Annotated in this window: 18 protein-coding genes; 8 read left to right on the plus strand and 10 right to left on the minus strand. The window is 70.5% G+C overall.

Features of this window, described 5'->3' with window-relative positions; genetic code table 11:
- Window positions 1–8: 8 nt before the first annotated feature.
- Window positions 9–395, minus strand: coding sequence for a VOC family protein (locus tag Q0D57_RS09325; protein ID WP_291041994.1), 387 nt, complete (start codon window positions 393–395; stop codon window positions 9–11).
- A 293-nt stretch (window positions 396–688) separates the two neighbouring features.
- Between Q0D57_RS09325 and Q0D57_RS09330 the strand changes: the two genes are divergently transcribed.
- Together Q0D57_RS09330 and Q0D57_RS09335 are read left to right on the plus strand one after the other, a co-directional pair.
- The gene (locus Q0D57_RS09330) at window positions 689–931 is read left to right on the plus strand and encodes a hypothetical protein (protein ID WP_291041997.1); all 243 of its coding nucleotides are present in this window, start codon (window positions 689–691) and stop codon (window positions 929–931) included.
- 243 nt (window positions 932–1,174) lie between these two features.
- Entirely contained in the window at window positions 1,175–2,872 is a 1,698-nt protein-coding gene (locus Q0D57_RS09335) for an ABC-F family ATP-binding cassette domain-containing protein (RefSeq protein ID WP_291042000.1), read from the plus strand.
- On the opposite strand, the gene Q0D57_RS09340 is transcribed toward Q0D57_RS09335, so the two are convergent.
- From Q0D57_RS09340 to Q0D57_RS09350, 3 genes are read right to left on the minus strand one after another with little or no spacing between them, the layout of a single operon-like run.
- The gene (locus tag Q0D57_RS09340; RefSeq protein WP_366518598.1) at window positions 2,873–4,072 is read right to left on the minus strand and encodes a heparan-alpha-glucosaminide N-acetyltransferase domain-containing protein; all 1,200 of its coding nucleotides are present in this window, start codon (window positions 4,070–4,072) and stop codon (window positions 2,873–2,875) included. It abuts the gene before it with no gap.
- Between the two features lie 38 nt (window positions 4,073–4,110).
- Window positions 4,111–5,064: a ThiF family adenylyltransferase gene (locus Q0D57_RS09345; RefSeq protein WP_291042024.1), complete on the minus strand. Its 954-nt coding sequence runs from the start codon at window positions 5,062–5,064 to the stop codon at window positions 4,111–4,113.
- A complete protein-coding gene (locus Q0D57_RS09350; RefSeq protein WP_291042028.1) occupies window positions 5,061–5,867 on the minus strand; it encodes a hypothetical protein in 807 nt (268 codons plus the stop codon). Before Q0D57_RS09350 ends, Q0D57_RS09345 begins: the two co-directional genes overlap by 4 nt.
- Window positions 5,868–6,095: 228 nt before the next feature.
- Here Q0D57_RS09350 and Q0D57_RS09355 point away from each other — a divergent pair, with 228 nt between their 5' ends.
- Window positions 6,096–6,965 carry a TetR/AcrR family transcriptional regulator gene (locus Q0D57_RS09355; RefSeq protein WP_291042033.1) on the plus strand — a complete coding sequence of 290 codons (870 nt, stop codon included), beginning with the start codon at window positions 6,096–6,098 and terminating at the stop codon, window positions 6,963–6,965.
- Window positions 6,966–6,983: 18 nt separating this feature from the next.
- Here Q0D57_RS09355 and Q0D57_RS09360 read toward each other — a convergent pair whose 3' ends face one another.
- Together Q0D57_RS09360 and Q0D57_RS09365 are read right to left on the minus strand one after the other, a co-directional pair.
- Window positions 6,984–8,207 carry a hypothetical protein gene (locus Q0D57_RS09360; RefSeq protein ID WP_291042036.1) on the minus strand — a complete coding sequence of 408 codons (1,224 nt, stop codon included), beginning with the start codon at window positions 8,205–8,207 and terminating at the stop codon, window positions 6,984–6,986.
- On the minus strand, window positions 8,204–9,466 hold the full coding sequence (locus tag Q0D57_RS09365) for a hypothetical protein (RefSeq protein ID WP_291042039.1): 1,263 nt from the start codon (window positions 9,464–9,466) through the stop codon (window positions 8,204–8,206). Before Q0D57_RS09365 ends, Q0D57_RS09360 begins: the two co-directional genes overlap by 4 nt.
- 95 nt (window positions 9,467–9,561) lie before the next feature.
- Between Q0D57_RS09365 and Q0D57_RS09370 the strand changes: the two genes are divergently transcribed.
- Entirely contained in the window at window positions 9,562–10,542 is a 981-nt protein-coding gene (locus Q0D57_RS09370; RefSeq protein WP_291042042.1) for an NAD(P)-binding domain-containing protein, read from the plus strand.
- 44 nt (window positions 10,543–10,586) lie between these two features.
- The gene (locus Q0D57_RS09375; protein WP_291042046.1) at window positions 10,587–10,988 is read left to right on the plus strand and encodes a VanZ family protein; all 402 of its coding nucleotides are present in this window, start codon (window positions 10,587–10,589) and stop codon (window positions 10,986–10,988) included.
- Here Q0D57_RS09375 and Q0D57_RS09380 read toward each other — a convergent pair.
- On the minus strand, window positions 10,985–11,335 hold the full coding sequence (locus tag Q0D57_RS09380) for a hypothetical protein (RefSeq protein ID WP_291042049.1): 351 nt from the start codon (window positions 11,333–11,335) through the stop codon (window positions 10,985–10,987). The genes Q0D57_RS09375 and Q0D57_RS09380 overlap by 4 nt on opposite strands.
- Before the next feature lie 106 nt (window positions 11,336–11,441).
- Here Q0D57_RS09380 and Q0D57_RS09385 point away from each other — a divergent pair, with 106 nt between their 5' ends.
- Genes Q0D57_RS09385 through Q0D57_RS09395 form a run of 3 tightly spaced genes read left to right on the plus strand, consistent with a single transcriptional unit; the run spans window position 11,442 to window position 14,058 of the window.
- Window positions 11,442–12,389, plus strand: a complete 948-nt coding sequence (locus Q0D57_RS09385; RefSeq protein ID WP_291042060.1) for a metal ABC transporter substrate-binding protein — start codon at window positions 11,442–11,444, stop codon at window positions 12,387–12,389.
- Complete coding sequence (locus Q0D57_RS09390) at window positions 12,386–13,135, plus strand: metal ABC transporter ATP-binding protein (RefSeq protein ID WP_291042080.1); 750 nt, start codon at window positions 12,386–12,388, stop codon at window positions 13,133–13,135. The genes Q0D57_RS09385 and Q0D57_RS09390 overlap by 4 nt, the downstream gene beginning before the upstream one ends.
- A complete protein-coding gene (locus Q0D57_RS09395; RefSeq protein ID WP_291042083.1) occupies window positions 13,132–14,058 on the plus strand; it encodes a metal ABC transporter permease in 927 nt (308 codons plus the stop codon). Before Q0D57_RS09390 ends, Q0D57_RS09395 begins: the two co-directional genes overlap by 4 nt.
- Here Q0D57_RS09395 and Q0D57_RS09400 read toward each other — a convergent pair.
- The 3 genes from Q0D57_RS09400 to Q0D57_RS09410 form a co-directional block, all read right to left on the minus strand.
- Window positions 13,940–15,028, minus strand: a complete 1,089-nt coding sequence (locus Q0D57_RS09400) for an HTTM domain-containing protein (protein ID WP_291042086.1) — start codon at window positions 15,026–15,028, stop codon at window positions 13,940–13,942. The genes Q0D57_RS09395 and Q0D57_RS09400 overlap by 119 nt on opposite strands.
- Window positions 15,025–16,101, minus strand: a complete 1,077-nt coding sequence (locus Q0D57_RS09405) for a DUF5819 family protein (RefSeq protein ID WP_291042089.1) — start codon at window positions 16,099–16,101, stop codon at window positions 15,025–15,027. Before Q0D57_RS09405 ends, Q0D57_RS09400 begins: the two co-directional genes overlap by 4 nt.
- Before the next feature lie 115 nt (window positions 16,102–16,216).
- The coding region (locus Q0D57_RS09410; RefSeq protein WP_291042095.1) for a hypothetical protein at window positions 16,217–16,819 on the minus strand (603 nt) is incomplete at its 5' end.

The raw sequence follows: 16,819 nt of genomic DNA on the forward strand, positions 1-16,819 counted from the left end.
CAAGCCGATCACGCCTGGTAGAGCTCCAGCGGAAGGTCGTCGGGGTCGAAGAAGAACATCATCTGCTTGCCCGTGTGCGGATCGGTGCGCACCTCTTCGCAGCGCACCCCTGCAGCCTGCAGCTCCCGTCGGGCCTCGGCCACCGAGTCGACCGCGAAGGCGAGGTGCCTGAGTCCGGTGGCCTCGGGCCAGGATGCGCGCGCGGGCGGGGACGGGAACGAGAAGAGCTCGATCAGATAGGTGCCGTTCAGCGCCAGGTCGCCCATCCACGAATCGCGATCCGCCCGGTGCACCTCGCGGAGGAGCGTGCAGCCGAGCACGCCGCAGTAGAACGCCTTCGAGCGCTCGTAGTCGGTGGCGATGATGGCGATGTGGTGCACGCCACGGAGCTCCACGCGTTCCTCCTCCTCTCCGAAGGCTCAGCGGGCGCTTAAAAGGTTTAGCGGGATGAGAGGACCCGATACTCTCATCCCGCAGGGAGACGTCGACCCCTCAGCCATGATGTGCCGTTACCCTTACGGCCATGGAGCAGAGGCGTCGCTGACGTCGCCGTCGGCCTCACATTACACCGTTGCAGACCCCTCGGATGAGGGGTTGACGAAGCATGTCGCGAACCGGCGTGGCAGTCGCTCCGATTCTTATTCTCCTCGTAACATGCCGTGCTCCTCGGCTCGGTATGGTCGGTCTCGTGAACGAGATTGTGATCCATCTCAAGAACGACGCCCTCGCGATCCTCTGCCACGCCGGGGACGACCCCGAGACGAGCACGCCTCTCGCCACCGTCTACCTCATGAAGGACGGCTGGTACATGAAGCTCACCCACCGGCACGACCGGTTCGCCTGGTCGGGACCGTTCGCGACGCCGGACGACGCGATCGAGCGCTACACCCCCGCCGACGTCACCGGACCGATCCCCCGCATCGCCGTCTGACCCCACACTCCTCGAGGGCGAGCATCGCCCCGGCGGACACCGTTGCGGTGCAGTGCGGCTGCGTCGTACCATCGTCGCGTGCGTTTATTCTTCCTCTGATGACTGAGTGAGGCCCACCGCGCTCGTGGAGAACTCCGAGCCTGCGGCGGCCGCTCGTTCTCGACCCCCTCGCGGGTCGCCGTCATCCGCGCACCCTGCCCTGCCTCTCGCGGGCTCGTCGGCGCGTCGTCTCGAAGGACTCGAATGCTCACCCCGACCCACCGTCTACCGGCGCGCCAGCGCGCGCAGCTCATCGCCTCCGACGTCTCCGTGATGCGCGGGGCCACCCCCGTGCTGAACCACGTCGACCTCACCGTCACGCCCTCCTCACGGGTGGCGATCGTCGGGGAGAACGGACGCGGGAAGTCCACCCTCCTCCAGGTGCTCGACGGCACGCTGACTCCCGATTCCGGCACCGTGCAGCTCACCGGCACACTCGGTGTCGCACAGCAGGAGATGTCTGCGCACGACGCCCGCACCGTGGGCCAGGCCGTGGCCGAGGCCATAGCCGACGCGCTCGCGGCCCTGACGTGGCTCGACGATGCCGCTCAAGCGCTCTCAGTCGGCTCGGCCGAAGGAGCCGACTCAGCCGCAGGAGCCGGCTCAGCCGGCTCAGCCGACCCAGCCGAGCGCTATGCCGCCGCGCTGGAGCACGCCGAACTGCTCGATGCCTGGGATGCCGAACGGCGGGTGCAGATCGCGCTCGAGGCGCTCGATGCCGAGACCGATCCGGCCCGGCGGCTCGCCGAGCTCTCGGTGGGGCAGCGGTATCGGGTGCGCCTGGCGTGCCTGCTCGGCGCGGACGACGACTTCCTGCTGCTCGACGAACCGACGAACCACCTCGACCGATCCGGCCTCGAGTTCCTGACCTCGAAGCTCCGGGCCCGCTCGGGCGGCGTGGTCATCGTGACGCACGACCGGGCGCTCCTCTCGGATGTGGCCGACACCATCGTCGACCTCGATCCGACGCCCGACGACCGGGTGCGGGTGTACGGCAACGGCTACACCGGGTATCGCGACGGCCGGCGGGCCGAACGGGAGAGGTGGGAGCTGGAGTACGACCGACAGCAGGCCGAGCACGCCCGGCTGCAGGACAGCCTCAGCTCGGCACAGAATCGCCTCGTCTCCGGATGGCGGCCGGAGAAGGGCTCCGACAAGCACGGCCGCGCGACTCGTGCGGGTGGACTCGTGCAGAGCGTCCATCGCCGACAGGAACAGCTCGAGGCCCACGCCGTGACCGTGCCGGAGCCGCCGCTGCTCTTCCGATTCCCCGAGCTGCCCACGAGGCCAGGGGCGCTGCTGAGTGCGGAGCGGATCAGCGTGGCCGGCCGGCTGACGACGCCGGTGTCGTTCTCGCTCCCGCACCGCGGCCGACTCGTCGTGACCGGCCCGAACGGGGCCGGCAAGTCGACGCTCCTCGGGGTGCTCGCGGGCGAGCTGCCCCTCGACACGGGCTCGGCGCGGTTGCCGCACGGCATCCGCCTCGGGTTCCTGCGCCAGGAGACCGACCTGCCGCTGCAACGGCGGGCCAGCGAGGTCTACGCAGCCCAGGTCGACGCACTCGGGGCGGAGGGGAGACTGGCGTCCTCCGACGCCGTCGGGCTCTCGCAGCTCGGGCTGCTGCGCGCTCGGGAGTCGAGCAGACCCATCGGAGAGCTCTCGATGGGCCAGCAGCGCCGGCTCGACCTGGCACTGGTGCTCGCGACGAGGCCGCACGTGCTGCTGCTGGATGAGCCCACCAACCACCTGTCGATCGCGCTCGTCGATGAACTCACCGAGGCCCTCGGCGCGACGCACGCCGCGGTGGTGCTCTCCACCCACGACCGTCAGCTCCTCCGCGACGTCGACGACTGGCCCCGACTGCACCTCGACCCGCCCATCCGCAAGGAGCTGCAGACGTGATCACGGCCGCAGGTAGAGGCTCCCACGCCGGAGGGCGCAGGCCAGCAGCGTCCAGAACAGCAGCGCCGCACACGTCCACGTGAGCTGCACCTGACCGTCGACGGCCAGCACCTGCGCGAGCTCGCGAGCGATCGTCGTCGTGACGACGACATCCACCCCCGAGGGTCCGGCCCCCGGCGCCGTCAGCTCCAGCGGACGCGAGAGCACGCTCATGACGATGTGCGAGCCGAAGTAGACGAGCAGGCTGTTTCGCCCGAGCGCGATGAGGGGATACGACGCGCCCCGGATCACCCCGCTCACCACCCCTCGCCGCTCCCCATCGAGCAGCAGGTGACCGAGCAGCAGCGCGACGGCGACCGGTGCGGCCAGCCTGAGCGCGAACGGTGGCGTCCACAGCCTCTTCATGACGAGCACGTCGGCACCCGCCACCTGCTCGGGCACCCAGATGCACGCCTGAGCCACGAGCAGCGCTCCCACCGCGCAGGCCAGCAGCGGGAGGATCGCACGCGCCGGCGAGGCGCCAGCCCCGCGCGAGCCACCATGGCGTCGCACCGCGAGGATCACGTGGCCCATGGTCGCCCCGGCCGATGCGCTCACGAGCGCACCCCACCCGGCCATGAGCCCCACTGGATCGTGTCCGAATCTCCCCTGGTGGTACACATGCTCCGCGCCGAACACCGCGGGGTCGACGATACCCGAGGGATTGCAGGTGCGGGTGAGCCCGCCGTCGCCGCATCCGAGCCCCCACACCGCCAGCACGACCGTGTAGCCGCAAGCAAGGACGATCGTGATGATCACCCATCCCCACCACGACCGTGTCACGAGGTGGAGGAGCCCGACCACCGCGACGACGAATGCGTAGAGCTGCAGCACCCCCGTCACCGTCCAGGTGGCCAGGTCCCACGAGTCGAGCGTGATCGCGCCGTAGAGCTGCCCGACGGCGAACAGCACGACCACCCGGCGCACGAGCGGCCACGGCTTCACGCGGCGATGCAGCGCGAACGCGAGTCCGCATCCCGACAGCGTGACGAAGACCGGGAAGATCGCATCCAGCAGATGCACGCCGTCCCAGACCGTGTGGTTGAACCAGGGCGGCGTCTCGAGCAGCGAGTTCGCCGCCACGCTCGCGAGGAGCATCAACCCGCGCACCCAATCCAGGCTGGCGATTCGGGTCGACCCCACACGGACACTCGTCGCCACCCCACGAGTATTCCTCAGTTATGAGATGACTGCAACCCTCAGGGGGCGGGCGGGGTGCGGCGGGCGATGTCGGCGTGGGTGTAGGCGGCCTGGGGGTTGCGGTGGGTGCGGTCGCGGAGGGCCGCGGTGAGCACGTGGCGCCAGTGGGTGGCGCGGGAGGCGCGGACGACGCGGGCGCGGAGGGTGTAGGCGTCGAGGTAGGCAAGGCGCGGCGCCCAGATCGGCCGGCGGCGGCGGTTGGCGACGCCCGCGGCGGCCGTGAGGTGGAGGAAGGCCTGCGTGGTGCCGAGCGCGCTCGCGAGGTCGACGCCGGGCGCGATCGAGGGCAGGGACGGCCGCGTGCCGTCGGGGCCCTCCGTGGTCATGGCCACGAGCCCCCGCAGATCGCTGTACGGCGGCACATACGGGAGAAAGCGCGAGAAGTCGACCGTCGACGCCGCGATCTCGTCGAGCGAGCCGCCCTCGGGCAGGCCCATGAAGCGCTCGAAGGTGAACCGGCTCCGCGGATGGAACGCCGTCACCGTGGCCGCGAAGCCCACGTTCACCACGAGCAGGTTCGGGATGCCGAGTGCGCGCGCGCCCCTCGCGATCGTGGTGCCGATCTCGGGATGGGTCGTCTCCGACTCGTCGAAGACCAGGGTGGCGCCGGCGAGGAACTCGTCCGCGTTCTCGACCGTCACGCCGTCGCGGTAGACGTGCACCGTCGCATCCGGATTGATGGCCTTGACCTCCTCGCGGAAGACCTCGGCCTTCGAGCGGCCGTAGGTGCGACTGCTCGCACCGGGCACACGGTTGGCGTTCTGGGGCTCGAACTCCTCCGGGTCGGCGATCGAGAAGTTGGAGACCCCCATGCGGGCGAGCTTCGAGCCCACCTGGAAGCCGACACCTCCGACCCCCGCTATGGCCACGCGCGCCGAGAGCAGGGCCTCCTGCTCCGCCTCGCTCCAGAACCCGAAGTTGCGGGAGAACTCGAGCGCGCCGACGGTCTTCATGCCGAGGCCGGAGCCTCCACCGCTGCGCTCTCGGCGGCCGAGGCCGCTGCTTCCTGCGCCGCAAGGGTGGCCTCCCGCTGCGCCCGCGAGATGCGCCCGAAGTACTCCAGCGACCCGTCGGCCGCCGCGAGCTGCCCCAGGATGGTGGCGTTGCGCTCGGTGATCCGCTCCTCGGCACCGGGCAGGTCGAACTCGACCGGCAGGTTGTAGTCGAGGTAGTGCTCGATGTAGCGGGGCTCGCCGATGCGCGAGATCGAGAGCATGCCCGCGAGGTGGCGCTCGAGCCACGGCTCGATCACCGCGAACGTGCGACCCACCTCGTGCGAGGAGAAGTAGGCCGACATGAGCGCGAACAGGTGCCACTGCACCAGCTCCTGCATGGCGACCCGCTCGTGCCGGGCGATCACGCGCGAGACCTCGACGCTGCCGAGTGCCAGCGGATGCTCGGCGAACAGCTCGGGGCAGAACTCCTCCACCGGGAGGGGGCGGTCGACCCCGTCGGCCCCCTTGATGATGGTGCGGGCGACCCCGACGATGCGCACTCCCTCGGGTGCGTTCTCGAGCACCGCGAAGGTGACGGATCGCGCGTCGTCGTCGTCACGGTCGGTGCCGTCGTCGGAGAGGTCGGCGGGGTCGAGCTGACCGGTCTGGTCGACGTAGACGCGCCGGCGCAGCTCGAAGTGCTGGCGGTAGGCGTCTTCGAAGCCGGGGCGCGGGACGCCGTCGACGGCGATGATGCCGGTGGCGAGGCGGGCCTCGGGGTCCGAGACGAAGGCGGGCGACCCAGCGACGACCGGGATCACCGCGGCGTTGCTGACCGAACGATCAATCCGCGACACCGGAGAGCTTCCCCCTCGCGGGCCGTGAGGCAGTCGTCATCCGGAGCACTTCGAATCCTCCGTTTTCAGGGGGTGGTGGGCGGTCCGGCGTGGTCGCTGAGGGCACGCTGCCGATGGCATGAGCATAGAAGCGCCCGAACCCGTTTGCAACTTGGGACGACATGTCCCAAGATGTATTCGAGAGGGGCAACAATGTCGGAGAACAGCTGGACGAAGTCCGGAGCGGGACGCACGCGCGTGCCGAAAGACGAAGTGCGCACGAAGCTGCTCGACACGGCCCTCGATCTGGTGCAGGCCAACGGCCTCACGGTCGGCTTCGAGCACATGCTGATGGACGACCTCATCAAGGAGGCCGGCGTTCCGAGGAGCTCCGTCTACCGCATCTGGGAGTCCAAGGAGGCGTTCTTCGAGGAGCTCCTGAGCGAGGTCGCCAACCAGGTCTCGCCCGGTCGTGCCGACGAGGAGTCCCTCGTGGCCACGTGGGAGTACCTCGGCTTCCGGGCCGACGAGCTGCGCACCCCCGAGGGCCGTCGCCGCATCCTGGTCGACGTCACCGGCCTCGCCGCCGAGCAGAACTTCGAGTCGGTCACCTCCTCCGTGCAGTGGCGCACCTACGTGGCGCTCTCCAGCACCGCCCTCTCCTATCCCGACCCGCGCGTGCGGGAGCGCATCATCGAGGCGCTCCGCAACTCCGAGCTGGCCTTCCTCGACCAGATGGAGGTGTTCTACCGCAACATCGTGCCCGCGGTCGGCTACCGCCTCCGCCCCGATCTGCACGATGACTGGCGCCCCCTCGTGGTGGCCGCCGCCGCGATCATCGAGGGTCTCGGCATCGCCCGCACGACCATCCCCGACCTGGTGGAGGCCCGCTACGAGGTCGACAACGAGGGCCGGCCCGCCGAGGTCTCGCTCGCCGCGATCTCGTACCACGCCATCATCAACGCCTTCCTCGTGCCCGACCCGGCCTACGACGCCGAGGCCGCCATCGCGAGGCTCTCGAGCGGCATCGACGAGATCCCCCTCGTGCAGCCCCGCAGCCGCGCCCTCGGAGCCGACGACTAGACCGCACCGAGCGAGCACTCAGCCCAGGGAGCTCGCGACCCCGACCGCGGTCTCCGGGGCATCGAAGGCGTACAGCATCCGGAGCTCACCGGCGCTGTAGGTGACGCTCGAGCGCAGGAACACCGCGTTCATGACGGTGATGAACGTGCCGAAGCGATGGCGGAGCCTGGCCTCCCCCTCGGCCGATACGACGCGCACGAGCACGCTGTGGTGCCGGCCGGCCCGCGTGACGCGCACGTGGACAGCGCCGCCGGCCCCCGCATCCTGGGCCGCGGAGCCGTCGCGCTCGGCCGCCGACACCAGCGCCGTCAGGAGCGCCCTGAGCGCCACCTTCTGCTCCTGCGGAAGACCCTCGGAGAGCCGCTCGGGGTCGTGCACGACGAGCACCGACGGATGCGTGCGCTGCAGCCGGTCGAGCCAGGGCAGCGCCATGTCGGTGATGAGCACGGAGCGCAGCACCGCCGAGATGCGCCGCGCCTCGCGCACGTCGGCCTCGGTCACCTCACCGCGCTCCTGCACGCCCTCGAGGAAGGGCACGAGCTCGACCGAGAGCGCGTCTCGGCCGAGATCGCGGATGAGCTCGCGGAGGCGCACCCGCACCCGGCGCGAGAGCCGGCCCTGCTCGCGGGCGACCGCCTCGATGGAGCGGGACAGCGACAGGCTCATGCGGTAGGAGAACACCGACGAGGCGATGCCGAACAGCAGCACGGGCGTGGCGGAGATGATCGCCGAGGTCAGCGGCGACGCGAGCAGCGGCATGGCGCCCGTCTCGAGCGCGCTCGTGGCGCCCACCACCACGGCGGCGCCCACCGTCGCGACGGCGAGGTCGCGCCCCGGACGGAACTCCGAGCAGCAGAGCAGGATGAGACCCACCGCGAGCGGGCCCCAGTCGTCCCAGATGACGTTCGTGGCACCCCAGCTGCTGAGGCTCGACGAGACGGAGGCCAGCACGATGGCCGCCACCGCCACCACGAAGCCGCGGAAGCCGATGGGGCTCCGCACCGGATCGGTGCCGATGAGCACGACGAGGGCGGAGACCGAGACGAACAGGAGCGCGGCGGCGGCGAAGAGCGGATCGTGGATCAGGTCGCTCGCGCCGACCGTGCGGATGATCGCGTAGACGAGCAGTCCCGCGAGCGCGGCCCCGATGAGCGGGTAGAGGCTGCCGGCGGTGATCGGATCGAAGCGCTGGGCCGTGCCGCGCCAGTGCAGGAACCCCCGCATCGCCAGGAGCGCCCTCATCGCGCGCCTCCGGCGGCGGTGGAGGCGGACGGGGACGAGGACGGCGACGAGGCCGACGCCGAAGCAGCCGGCGACGCGACGGGGAGGGTGAGGATGTACGCGGTGCCGTCTCCCGGCGCCGTGAACAGCTGGGCCTCGCCTCCGGCGTCGCGGATGCGGCCGAGGATCGACTGGGAGACGCCCAGCCGGTCACCGGGCACGCTCGCCGCGTCGAACCCCACTCCGGGGTCGGCGAGCATGACGACCACGGCCTCCGCGGCGCTGTCGACGACGATCTCGGCGCGACTCGCCCCGGAGTGCCGCTGCACGTTGACGAGCCCCTGGCCGAGGGCGAGGGCGAGGGCGGTCGTCGTGGCGGCGCTCAGGCGCTGCAGCGAGCCGAGGTCGCCCCGCACCTCCACCTCGACGCCCTCGGCGCGGGCGGAGCGCACGGTCTCGGCGACGGCGGCCGGCAGCTGCCCGTCGGCGCTCGCGGCCCCTCCCGATCCTGCCCGGTCGCCCGGCCACCAGGTGCCCTCGACGATCATGGTGAGATCGCGCTCGATCGACGCCCGCTGCGAGGGCTCGAGCGGGCCGGGCGGGCGGGCGGCGAGCACGGTCAGCTCGCTCAGCACGGTGTCGTGGAACAGCGCCACGACCTGGGACTCGAGCTCGCGCTGGTAGGCGATCGCCTCCGCCTCCCGCCGTGCACGCTCGACGGCACGCCGGTCGCGGAGGGCACGCCGGCGGAGCACGAGGTTCGACACGGCCACCACGAGGATGACGAGCGAGGCCGCCGCCGTCTGGAAGTCGAACGCCGGGAAACGCCCCACCGTGAGCGCCGCCAGCAGCACCGCCACCTGCCCGAACACGTAGGCGAGGGCGATGTGGACGATCGACCGCACCCCCAGCACGTTCGGCGCCACGGTGTAGACGAACGCCATCTGCGGCAGGGCCAGGATGAACGGGGACTCGACGATCTGCGCGGGGGCGTTCTCGAGGATGACGAGCGAGTACAGCCCGATGCAGGCGGGGCCCACGAGAAGGTGCAGGAGCATGATCCACGGGCGGCGCCAGTGGTGGCTCACGACCATGAGGGCGCCGAGCGGCACGAGCAGGAGCAGCGCCGGCCACGCGGTGTGGGCGGGCGAGTTGACGGTGCGGAGCACCACGAGCACCGCGGCGATCAGGAGGGCCGTGCTGCCGAAGGCGAGCGTCGTGCTCGAAAGAGCCAGGGCGGCACTCGTCCTCGTGTCCGCCTGCACCGTCGTCCCCGCCATCGCACCCCCACGATCCTCGTTCGATGATGTCACAGCCCAGGTGACGCGACCGCGTCGTGAGCGCACCCCGGCGCGATCCGTCTAGCGTGGTGCCCATGAGGATCGGTGTTCTGGGGCTCGGCCGGATGGGGCTGCCCGTGGCGAGGGTGCTGGCGGGGCGCGCGACCGTCGCCGCCTTCGATCCCCGCGAGGAGCGCTGCCGCGCACTGGTGCGCGCCGTGGAGGAGGCCGGTGGCCCGGCGGGACTCGGGATCGCGGACGGAGTTCCGGGGGCCTGCGCGGGTGCCGACGTGCTCGTGACGGTGCTGCCGGGCCCGGGCGAGTTCGAGGCGAGCATCGACGCGATCATCGGAGCCCTGCCCGCCGGCGCGCTGTGGATCGACCTCACGAGCAACGACCCCCGGGTGCTCGAGGCCACCGAGGGGCGGTCGCGGTCGGCGGGAGTCGCCCTGGTGTCGGCCCCGATGACGGGCGGACCCGCCGCCGCCGAGGCGGCGGCCCTCGCGTTCACCGTCTCCGGCGACGCCGACGCCATCGAACGAGCGCGCCCGCTGCTCGAGGCGCTCGGGGCGGGTGACGGGGGCGCCGAGACCGATGCCACGACCGGTGTCGGTCGGATCACGGTGGCCGGCGCGCGCATCGGGGACGCCTGCACGGTGAAGCTGCTCGCCAACTTGCTGTGGTTCGGGCAGGTGGCCGCCGTGACCGAGGCGATGCTGCTCGGCACCTCGCTCGGTCTCGAACCCGCGCGACTGCACCGGATGCTGGCCGACGGCCCCGGCGCGAGCACCATGCTCAGCCGCGACTACCCGGCGGTGCTGCGGGGCGACTGGATGCCTGCGTTCGGGCTTGACCGGGTGGTCGAGGAGCTCGAGACGCTCACGTCGCTCGCCGCACACACCGGGGTGCCGTTCGAGCTGTCCGAGCAGGTCGCCCGGCTGCACAGGCAGGCCCTCGAGCGGTTCGGGCCGGCCGACGGTGAGCTGCTCGCGGCGCGCCTGCTCGAGGAGCGCGCAGGCACCCCTCTTCGCGACCCTAGAATCGAGGTCAACCCGGCCGAGACGGAGACGACCTGAACGCATTGCCGAGCACAGCATCCGCGACCGACACGCGGTGGCGCGTGGCCGCCGCCGTTCTGCTGGCGGTCTACTCGGTGGCGGTGCTCGTGATCGTCGCGTGGCCGACTCCCGTGGATCGCGGGGCGAACCGGGCGATCGTCCGCGTGCTCGAGGCGCTTCACGACCGCAACGTGCTGATGTTCCTCGGCTACCGGCAGGTCGAGTTCCTGGCGAACGTCGGCATGTTCCTGCCGCTCGGGCTGCTGATCGGCGTCGTGCTCGGCCGACGGCTGTGGGGGCTGGCCATCCTGATCGGGTTCGGGCTGTCAGCCGGCATCGAGGTGTTCCAGCTCGTGTTCCTGCCCGACCGTTTCGCCACCGTCGACGACGTCATCGCCAACACCCTCGGGGCGCTGTTCGGGGCCCTCGCCGCCGGCGTCTTCTTCTTGCGCCGAACGCGCTAGACGGCGCTCTCGAGCGCCCGCAGGTGGGCGATCGACTTGTCCTCGAGGAAGACGCAGAGGCGCGCGGCGACCGACAGCTCGTCCGAGAGGAGCTTGACGCCCTCGGCCCCGAGCGCGAAGTCGCTCGGCCGCGGTCCGAAGTGCACCTCCCAGGCGGTGTCGCCCGGGCCGACCGGCTGGAGGTAGACGTCGGTGGCGGCGTACTGGAGGCGCACGATCACGAGACCGGTGTCCTCCCCGGCGTCGCCGTCGTGCCGCAGCACGTCGAGGCGGCAGCCCGCTTCGGGGTCGGCGGCGACGAACTCGTCCATCCAGAGCTGCAGCAGCTCCATCGTGCGATACGGCATGATCACCCTTCCCCTTGGCTCGATCATAGGTGCGGCCGGTGGATCTCCTGTCAGCCTTGACACAGCAACTCTTTAGGATTACCGAAAGCTCTGCTAATTTTTAGGCATGCCTAAAAGTGCATCACGTCTCGCCGTCGCCGTCGCCGCCACGACCTCCCTCCTCCTCTCCGCCTGCTCCGCTCCGGCAGAACCGGACGACGATCGCCCGGTCGTGCTCACCACGTTCACGGTGCTCGCCGACATCGCCGGAAACGTCGCGGGCGATCGCCTCCGCGTGGAGTCGATCACGAAGCCCGGTGCCGAGATCCACGGCTACGAACCCACGCCCGGCGACATCCGCACCGCCTCTCAGGCCGACCTCATCCTCGACAACGGCCTGAACCTCGAGGCGTGGTTCGGCCAGTTCGTCGAATCGGTCGACGTGCCGCACGTCGTGGTCTCCGCGGGGGTCGACGAGATCCCGATCGCCGAGGACGCCTACGAGGGGATGCCGAATCCGCATGCCTGGATGTCCCCCCTCAATGTCCAGGGGTACGTGGACGAGATGGTCGACGCCTTCTCCGAGCTCTCCCCCGCCGATGCATCGGCCTTCGAGGCATCGGGCGAGGCATACAAGGCGGAGCTGCAGGAGGTGCACGACGACCTCGTGCAGTCTCTCGGATCGCTGCCGCCCGAGCACCGGGCGCTCGTGACCTGCGAGGGCGCCTTCTCCTACCTCGCCCGCGACGCCGGCCTGACCGAGCGCTACCTCTGGGCCGTCAACGCCGAACAGCAGGCCACACCGCGGCAGATCGCAGGCGCGATCGAGTTCGTCGAGCAGAACGAGGTGCCGGCCGTGTTCTGCGAGTCAACCGTCTCCGACAGTGCCATGCAGCAGGTGGTCGAGGCCACCGGAGCGCGCTTCGGCGGCACGCTCTACGTCGACTCGCTCTCGGAGGCCGACGGCCCTGTGCCCACCTACCTCGACCTCATCCGCCACGACGCCGAGACGATCGTGGCGGGGCTGACCGGAGCCGGGCCGCCGGGAGCCGAGCTGACCGGAGCCTCCCGATGAATGCCGAGGTGACCGCAGAGCCCGCCATCGACGCCTCGGGACTCACCGTGCGCTACGGCGAGGTGCTCGCCCTCGACGACGTCTCACTCCGCGTGCCGGCAGGCGGTGTCTTCGGCCTGATCGGCATGAACGGATCGGGCAAGTCGACCCTCTTCAAGACCCTCATGGGCCTCGTGCGCCCGGCGGCCGGCGAGGTGCGCATCCTCGGCGGCGGCATCCGGGACGCCCGGCGGCGCGGCGACCTCGCCTACGTGCCGCAGAGCGAGGACGTGGACTGGGCGTTCCCGCTCAGCGTGCGGGACGTTGTGATGATGGGCCGCTACGGCAGGCTCGGGTTCACCAGACGGCCGCGGCGCGCCGACCACTCCGCCGTCGCCGAGGCCCTCGACCGGGTCGAGCTCACCGGGCTCGCCGACCGGCAGATCGGCCGCCTCTCGGGAGGGCAGCGCAAACGCGCCTTCGTGGCACGCGGCCTCGCCCAGGGCGCCAGGGTGCTGCTGCTCGACGAGCCCTTCGCGGGAGTCGACAAGCCCTCCGAAGCCATGATCGTGCGCCTGCTCGCCGAGCGGGCGCAGAGCGGATGCACCGTGCTGGTCTCCACGCACGACCTGCAGGCGCTCCCCGGCCTCGCCCCCGAATCCGTGCTGCTGCGCCGACGGGTGCTGCTGCACGCCCCCACCGCTGAGGTGCTGCGCCCCGAGAACCTGGCCAGGGCGTTCGGGCTCGGCGAGGGGGCGGCGGCGTGAACATCCTCGACCTGCTGCTCGAACCGCTCGGCTACGAGTTCATGCTGCGCGCGCTCGCCACCACCGTGCTCGCCGCCGTGGTGTGCGCCGTGCTGTCGTGCTGGCTGGTGCTCGTGGGCTGGTCGCTCATGGGCGACGCCGTGGCGCACGCCGTGCTGCCGGGCGTCGTGCTCGCCTACGTGGTGGGCGCCCCGTTCGCGGTCGGTGCGCTCGTGTTCGGGTTCCTCGCCGTGGGGCTCATCGGCGTGGTGCGCGACACGAGCCGCATCAAGGAGGACGCCGCCATCGGCATCGTCTTCACCACTCTGTTCGCCCTCGGGCTCGTGCTCATCTCCGTCACCCCCAGCCAGACCGACCTCAACCACATCGTCTTCGGCAACGTGCTGGGGGTCTCGGCGACCGACCTGCTGCAGATCGTCGTGCTCGGTGCGATCGCGCTGACCGTGCTCGTCCTGAAGCGGCGCGATCTCACCCTCTACGCCTTCGACCCCACGCACGCCCACGCCATCGGCCTCTCACCGCGCCTGCTCGGCGCCCTGCTGCTCGGCGTGCTCGCGCTCACCGCGGTGGTGGCGCTGCAGGTGGTGGGAGTCATCCTCGTGGTGGCGATGCTCGTCATCCCGGGCGCCACCGCCTACCTCCTCACCGATCGCATCGGGCGGATGCTCGTGATCGCTCCCGTCGTGGCCGCCGTGTGCTCGGTGGTGGGCATCTACGCGAGCTACTACCTCGACACCGCCTCCGGCGGCATGGTGGTGCTCGCGCAGGCGGCGGCGTTCGCGGTGGCGTACGCCGTGCAGCTCGTCAGTCGACGAGGACGGGGGCGCGGTCGCGCGCGCCGCGGGCCGTGGAGGCGAGCACGGGGCCCGCTCGACCCTGGTCAGGCATCCGCTCGACCAGCCGCGCCGCCCGCTCACGGATGAAGGCGCTGAGCCGCAGCCACGACCCGTCGCGGATGAGCAGCAGGTCGACCGCGATCATCGCAAGCGAGAACGGCCAGAGGCCGAGCAGCACGGCGATGCCGAGGTGCGTGAACGTGATGAGGGCGACGAAGAGGTAGCGGCTCGGCTTCCAGGGCAGGGCGAGCGGGAAGAGCAGCTGCACGGTCAGCGCCGTCCAGGTGCCGATGTTGACCAACCAGGCCCACTGGTAGGTGAACTCGCTGAGGGTCGGCAGCACCTGGAACTCGTTGAGCACGAGGGCGTAGTAGAGGGCGGTGCCGTCGATCCACTCCTCGCCCTGGAGCTTCAGGATGGAGGAGACGAGGTAGACGAGCAGGATCTGGTAGCAGCACAGGATGAGGGCCGTGTTGTGGAGCCACGTGCCGAACCACTCCGGGATGAAGCGGGGGCGGAGCGAACGTGGGAGACGGCCGCGGGCCTGGGCGCGCTTCCGCAGCAGGGAGTCGACGGAGAGGTGCTCGCTGAGGCTCGCGAAGATCGCGAAGAAGAGCACGATGCGCATGAGGGTGTCGCCGCCGTTGGTGAGCAGCGTGCTGTTGGTGGAGAGGCCGACCCAGAAGAGCAGGAGGAACGGGGTGACCCAGCGGGTCTTCAGGCCCACGATGAACAGCACCACGAGCAGCAGCAGGGCGAGGTAGGCGACGTCGAAGAGCACCGGATCCTGCTTCGAGAAGACGCCCCGCAGGATCTCGGACCAGCCGCGGCGACGGGCCTCGGGCTCGATCCACCACGATCCGGCTCCCCAGAGGTAGTGGCGGTCGGCGAAGCTCGGGATGAGCACGATGAGCATCGCGATGCCGAAGATGATGCGCAGGAACGAGAAGCCGATCGTGGCGTGCTTGCGGCTCGAGAGCCAGCCCGTGAGGCCGCCCCAGGCCTTCGCGGGGAGCTGGGTGGGCGGGGTGCTGCGGAGGGCTTTCAGTGCGTTCATCGGTCGTACCTCTCGATCACGTCGTCGAAGATCGCCACGGCTTCGTCGCTCGGCTGTGAGGCCGGCTGGCGCCAGCCGAACTCGAGCTCGTTGAGCGGGGACTGACGCTCGGTGTCATTGCGGTGCTCGAAGTCGTTCGGCCGGTCGAACTGCACGCGCCAGCGCACGCGCTCGACCTCGCGGCCGAAGTAGGCCTCGCCGTAGGCGGTGGCGAAGCGGATGAGCATGTAGTCGTAGCGGAGGAGGGGGACGGGGCTGGGCGCCGTGTCGGAGCCTTCGGTGTCGTCTTCACCCAGGGCCTCGAGCTCTGCGATGAGGTCGGCGTCGGGGATGGGCTGGAAGTCGCCGTCGTCGGTGCGCTCGATGAAGGTGTCCTGCACGCGGCTCTTCTGGGCATCCGTGAGCTCGTCGAAGCGGGTGATGTAGGCCACGGCGGCGTTCGCCGAGCTCTTCGAGATGCGGGAGGGCATGGGGTTGCCGTCGACCGCCTCGAGCTCGGCGCCGGTGACGTCGACCCAGTCGCTGTGCACGAGTTCATCGTCTTCGCGCCACTGCACCTGGATCTGCAGGGCGCTGTTGACCTTCAGCATGTTCGGGGCGAAGACGTCCCAGCGCTGGGAGAAGTAGGGGGCGAAGGCGTCGTCGACGGCCTCGGAGGCGGCGTTCGCGGAGGCCGGGGGGAAGGTGAAGGTGGTGCTCACGAAGACGTAGCCGGCGGCGATGGCGAGGGTGAGAGCTGTGGCGGCGGCGAGCAGGGGCTTCTTGGGGGCTCTGCGGGGGGTGGGGGCGGTGCGGGCCTCCGCCGCCGGGAGCGTGGGCCCCGTGGCGGCGGGTGCGGGGGCGGGGGCGCTTGCGGCCGAGGCATCGGCTGCCGCTCCGTTCGGGACTGCGGGACGATTCACGTTGCGGGGTGCTTCAGCCGGGGGGACAGCAGGGGCCGTGGCGGCGGGCGTTGCGGCGATGGTCGCAGCTTCGCGGGCGGTCGCGGCTTTGCGGGCGGCGGCGGCCTTGCTCGCGGCGGCGTTGGCCTTGGCTCTGCGAGAGGCCTTGCTCTTCGGCGTGTGGCGCGTCATGCGGATGTCTCCTCGGCCGGGTGGCGTCAGGCGGGATTCGAGGGGGTGGGGGTGCGTGGGGCACCCCCACCCGGTAGGTCGTGGGGGTGCTGGGTGGCGCCCCCACGTCATGGGGCTAGCTGGTCGAGCGTCGTCGCAGGGTCGTGCGTGCGATCACGCCGAGTCCGAGCAGCAGCAGGGCGAGGGCGCCGAAGCCGACGGCTCCTCCGGCCTCGACACCGGTCGAGGCGAGCACGCCGGAGTCGTACGAGCTCGATCCGGACACCGCGACGTCGGACTCCTGCGAGTCAGACGAATCGGTGGAGTCCGAGGCGTCGGACGCGTCGGTGGAGTCCGTCGCGTCGGAGGCGTCCACGTTGGAGGTGTCCTTCGCGTCGGTGGCGTCGGTCGAGTCCTTGGAGTCGGTCGAGTCGGTGGAATCGGTCGAGTCCTTCGAGTCGGTCGAGTCCTTGGAATCGACGGAATCTACGGAGTCAGTCGAGTCCTTGGAATCAGTCGAGTCCTTGGAATCGGTCGAGTCCTTCGAGTCGGACGAGTCCTTCGAGTCGGTCGAGTCCTTCGAATCGACGGAATCTACCGAATCGGTCGAGTCCTTGGAGTCGGTGGAGTCCTTGGAGTCGGTGGAGTCCTTGGAATCAGTCGAGTCCTTGGAATCAGTCGAGTCCTTGGAATCAGTCGAGTCCTTGGAATCAGTCGAGTCCTTGGAATCAGTCGAGTC

The sequence above is a fragment of the Herbiconiux sp. genome, from assembly GCF_023264895.1.
In the GTDB taxonomy this organism is placed as follows: domain Bacteria; phylum Actinomycetota; class Actinomycetes; order Actinomycetales; family Microbacteriaceae; genus Herbiconiux.

Excerpts from the sequence above, each read along its gene's own strand:
- Q0D57_RS09385 (WP_291042060.1), top strand. The coding sequence starts at position 11,442 with ATGCCTAAAAGTGCATCACGTCTCGCCGTCGCCGTCGCCGCCACGACC.
- Q0D57_RS09365 (WP_291042039.1), bottom strand. The coding sequence starts at position 9,466 with ATGGCGGGGACGACGGTGCAGGCGGACACGAGGACGAGTGCCGCCCTG.
- Q0D57_RS09370 (WP_291042042.1), top strand. The coding sequence starts at position 9,562 with ATGAGGATCGGTGTTCTGGGGCTCGGCCGGATGGGGCTGCCCGTGGCG.
- Q0D57_RS09390 (WP_291042080.1), top strand. The coding sequence starts at position 12,386 with ATGAATGCCGAGGTGACCGCAGAGCCCGCCATCGACGCCTCGGGACTC.
- Q0D57_RS09380 (WP_291042049.1), bottom strand. The coding sequence starts at position 11,335 with ATGCCGTATCGCACGATGGAGCTGCTGCAGCTCTGGATGGACGAGTTC.
- Q0D57_RS09360 (WP_291042036.1), bottom strand. The coding sequence starts at position 8,207 with ATGAGGGCGCTCCTGGCGATGCGGGGGTTCCTGCACTGGCGCGGCACG.
- Q0D57_RS09335 (WP_291042000.1), top strand. The coding sequence starts at position 1,175 with ATGCTCACCCCGACCCACCGTCTACCGGCGCGCCAGCGCGCGCAGCTC.
- Q0D57_RS09405 (WP_291042089.1), bottom strand. The coding sequence starts at position 16,101 with ATGACGCGCCACACGCCGAAGAGCAAGGCCTCTCGCAGAGCCAAGGCC.
- Q0D57_RS09355 (WP_291042033.1), top strand. The coding sequence starts at position 6,096 with ATGTCGGAGAACAGCTGGACGAAGTCCGGAGCGGGACGCACGCGCGTG.
- Q0D57_RS09345 (WP_291042024.1), bottom strand. The coding sequence starts at position 5,064 with ATGAAGACCGTCGGCGCGCTCGAGTTCTCCCGCAACTTCGGGTTCTGG.
- Q0D57_RS09400 (WP_291042086.1), bottom strand. The coding sequence starts at position 15,028 with ATGAACGCACTGAAAGCCCTCCGCAGCACCCCGCCCACCCAGCTCCCC.